Genomic DNA, 3,169 nt, shown 5'->3' on the forward strand with positions numbered 1-3,169 from the left:
CAGCGTACTAAAACAAATGCTCGTACACGTAAAGGTCCAAGAAAAGCTATTGCAGGTAAAAAATAAATTTTAAAGGATTAGTTTAATGGCAAAAGCAAACACAGCTTTGCGTGTACGTAAAAAAGTACGCAAGACTATTAGTGAAGGTATTGTGCATGTTCATGCATCTTTCAATAATACTATCATTACTATTACCGATCGCCAAGGGAATGCATTATCTTGGGCTACTTCTGGTGGTGCCGGTTTTAAAGGTTCGCGCAAAAGTACACCATTCGCTGCTCAAGTTGCAGCAGAAACAGCTGGTAAAGTTGCCCAAGAGTATGGTATCAAGAATTTAGAAGTGCGTATTAAAGGACCGGGCCCTGGTCGAGAGTCATCTGTCCGTGCTTTGAATGCTCTGGGTTTTAAAATAACTAGCATTACAGATGTGACGCCATTGCCACATAATGGCTGTCGTCCACCTAAAAAACGTCGTATTTAGAATTTGGAGTGATTGGAATTATGGCACGGTATATTGGCCCTAAATGTAAATTGGCTCGTCGAGAAGGGACTGATTTGTTCCTAAAAAGTGCTCGTCGTTCAGTAGAATCTAAGTGTAAATTTGACTCAGCTCCTGGTCAGCATGGTGCAAAAAAAGCACGGCTTTCGGGGTATGGTCTGCAGTTGCGTGAAAAGCAAAAAATACGCCGTATTTATGGTGTATTAGAACGTCAATTTAGACGATATTTTGCGGAAGCTTCTAGAAGAAAAGGCTCTACAGGGGAATTGTTATTGCAACTATTAGAATCCCGTTTAGATAATGTGGTTTATCGTATGGGTTTCGGGTCTACGAGAGCAGAAGCGCGACAATTGGTTGCTCATAAGGCTATTGTCGTTAATGGACATGTCGTAAATATCCCTTCTTTTCAAGTTCAACCAGGTGATGTTGTTGCTGTTCGAGAGAAGGCTAAAAAACAGGTTCGAATTCAGGAAGCGCTAGGGTTGGCTATTCAGATTGGTTTGCCTGGCTGGGTTGCTGTTGATACTGGAAAAATGGAAGGTATTTTTAAAAATATGCCCGACCGTTCAGAGTTAACTGGTGATATTAATGAACAGCTAGTGGTGGAATTCTATTCCAAGTAAATACTAGCTTAAAGAGGGACAGCTAAATGCATAATAGCACTTCCGAATTCTTGAAGCCTAGGCAAATTGATGTTAGCACTATATCACCTACTCGCGCAAAAGTGTCGATGCAACCATTTGAGCGGGGATTTGGTCATACTTTAGGTAATGCGTTGCGTCGCATCTTATTATCATCTATGGATGGCTTTGCACCGACAGAGGTTTCAATAACAGGTGTGTTACATGAATATTCTACATTAGATGGTATTCAAGAAGATGTTGTTGATGTGTTGTTAAATATTAAGGGTATAATATTTAAACTGCATGGCCGAAATGAAGTGCGTCTGAGGTTGAAGAAGTCAGGTTCAGGTGTGGTGTTGGCAAGTGATATTGAGTTGCCACATGATGCTGAAGTTATAAATCCTAATCATGTTATTTGTCATTTGTCCGATAATGCTGACATTGAAATGGAAATTAAGGTCGAGAAAGGCCGCGGTTACCAATCTGTTGTAGGACGGAAAAAATCAGGGAATGAAAATAATATTGGATCTATTCAATTGGATGCAAGTTTCTCTCCTATTGCTCGTGTTAGCTTTGATGTTGAGCCTGCGCGAGTGGAGCAGCGAACAGATCTTGATCGGTTAGTCTTAGATATTGAAACGGATGGTTCTTTAGAGCCAGAAGAAGCAGTTCGTAGTGCTGCTCGAATATTGATTGATCAGATGGCTGTATTTGCTGATTTGCAAGGCACTCCTATTGAGGAAGTTGAGGAAGTAGCTCCACCTATTGATCCTATTTTATTACGTCCTGTAGATGATTTGGAATTAACAGTACGGTCTGCTAACTGCCTGAAAGCTGAAGATATCTATTATATTGGTGATTTGATTCAGCGTACTGAGACAGAGTTGTTAAAAACACCAAACTTGGGTAGGAAGTCTTTAAATGAAATTAAAGAAGTTCTTGCTTCTAAAGGATTGACTCTTGGTTCAAAACTTGAAGCATGGCCTCCAATAAATTTAGAGAAGCCTTAAAGTTTGAATATTAAAGGATAATAGTATGCGCCATCGCAATGGTAATCGTAAATTAAATAGGACTAGTAGTCATAGGGCTGCAATGTTAAGGAATATGGCAAATTCTTTGTTGGTTCATGAATCTATCGTGACAACTTTGCCTAAAGCAAAAGAACTTCGCCGAGTTGTAGAGCCGTTAATTACTTTAGGTAAGAAACCATCTTTAGCAAATCGTAGATTGGCTTTCAATCGAACACGTGATCGTGATGTGGTAGTTAAGCTATTTGATGATTTAGGGCAACGTTTTATGTCTCGTAATGGCGGCTATATTCGTATTTTAAAATGTGGATTCCGTCAAGGTGATAATGCGCCGCTGGCTTTGGTTGAGCTGGTTGATAAAGCTGATGCACGGGATGAGTAATATAAAGCCGGTCACTTTTTGACCGGCTTTTTTGCGTATTTGCTAGAAGCGTCTAGATGATCTGGGATATTTAGTTCTAATTAAAATTTTTGTATGTAAGTAATTTCATGAAAGTCAGATTCCTTTAAGTCGTGTTAAGGTGTTCATTTATGCTACACTTTGCATTGCGTTAGGCTTATCATGGTCTACTAGTTTAAATGTTAGGAAATACGAATGGGTGTTATATGAAGAAGTTATTGGTATTGGGGTTGACGTTATTTATAGGTTCTCAGGTTTGGGCTGCTCGAGTTTTACCTTCTGATATTCGTTTAGCTGTACTGAAACAAGTTAATTATCCAGATATCGTATTGGCTGGCGATGGATGGAGTTGGACTCAGATTTTGACTCTGGGGCTACTTGGAAGCAATAGAACTGAAACTGAAGCTTTAGAAAGTATTCGAATTAAGGATACTCACAATAGATTTATTACTAAAAATCGATTACAAGGATATGTAGGGCAACCTGTAGGTGTTTTTTTGAATCATCAGAATCAGGTAAGAGAAGTTTGGATTTTGACGCCAAGTGAATATGAACAACTGAAAAAGCGTGGTCGTGATTAGGCTGATAATGAGATTGGTCAATTTGAGTATCCTTGAAT

At 39.3% G+C, this 3,169-nt stretch carries 5 protein-coding genes; all 5 read left to right on the forward strand.

The features are described 5' to 3' along the window. The first annotated feature begins 85 nt into the window (after positions 1-85). The 5 genes from rpsK (at position 86) to RYO55_RS09620 (ending at position 3,131) form a co-directional block, all read left to right on the forward strand. The gene (gene rpsK, locus RYO55_RS09600) at positions 86-481 is read left to right on the forward strand and encodes a 30S ribosomal protein S11 (protein WP_049248929.1); all 396 of its coding nucleotides are present in this window, start codon (positions 86-88) and stop codon (positions 479-481) included. A gap of 20 nt (positions 482-501) precedes the next feature. Next, entirely contained in the window at positions 502-1,122 is a 621-nt protein-coding gene (rpsD, locus tag RYO55_RS09605) for a 30S ribosomal protein S4 (RefSeq protein WP_041961250.1), read from the forward strand. Between the two features lie 26 nt (positions 1,123-1,148). Continuing rightward, the gene (locus tag RYO55_RS09610) at positions 1,149-2,132 is read left to right on the forward strand and encodes a DNA-directed RNA polymerase subunit alpha (RefSeq protein ID WP_049248931.1); all 984 of its coding nucleotides are present in this window, start codon (positions 1,149-1,151) and stop codon (positions 2,130-2,132) included. A 25-nt stretch (positions 2,133-2,157) separates the two neighbouring features. After that, on the forward strand, positions 2,158-2,532 hold the full coding sequence (gene rplQ, locus RYO55_RS09615) for a 50S ribosomal protein L17 (RefSeq protein ID WP_081456083.1): 375 nt from the start codon (positions 2,158-2,160) through the stop codon (positions 2,530-2,532). 224 nt (positions 2,533-2,756) lie between these two features. Further along, a complete protein-coding gene (locus RYO55_RS09620) occupies positions 2,757-3,131 on the forward strand; it encodes a hypothetical protein (protein ID WP_082158296.1) in 375 nt (124 codons plus the stop codon). Positions 3,132-3,169 lie beyond the last annotated feature (38 nt).

Source organism: uncultured Veillonella sp., from assembly GCF_963551295.1.
GTDB lineage: Bacteria > Bacillota > Negativicutes > Veillonellales > Veillonellaceae > Veillonella.

Excerpts from the sequence above, each read along its gene's own strand:
- rpsK (WP_049248929.1), top strand. The coding sequence starts at position 86 with ATGGCAAAAGCAAACACAGCTTTGCGTGTACGTAAAAAAGTACGCAAG.
- rpsD (WP_041961250.1), top strand. The coding sequence starts at position 502 with ATGGCACGGTATATTGGCCCTAAATGTAAATTGGCTCGTCGAGAAGGG.
- RYO55_RS09610 (WP_049248931.1), top strand. The coding sequence starts at position 1,149 with ATGCATAATAGCACTTCCGAATTCTTGAAGCCTAGGCAAATTGATGTT.
- rplQ (WP_081456083.1), top strand. The coding sequence starts at position 2,158 with ATGCGCCATCGCAATGGTAATCGTAAATTAAATAGGACTAGTAGTCAT.
- RYO55_RS09620 (WP_082158296.1), top strand. The coding sequence starts at position 2,757 with ATGAAGAAGTTATTGGTATTGGGGTTGACGTTATTTATAGGTTCTCAG.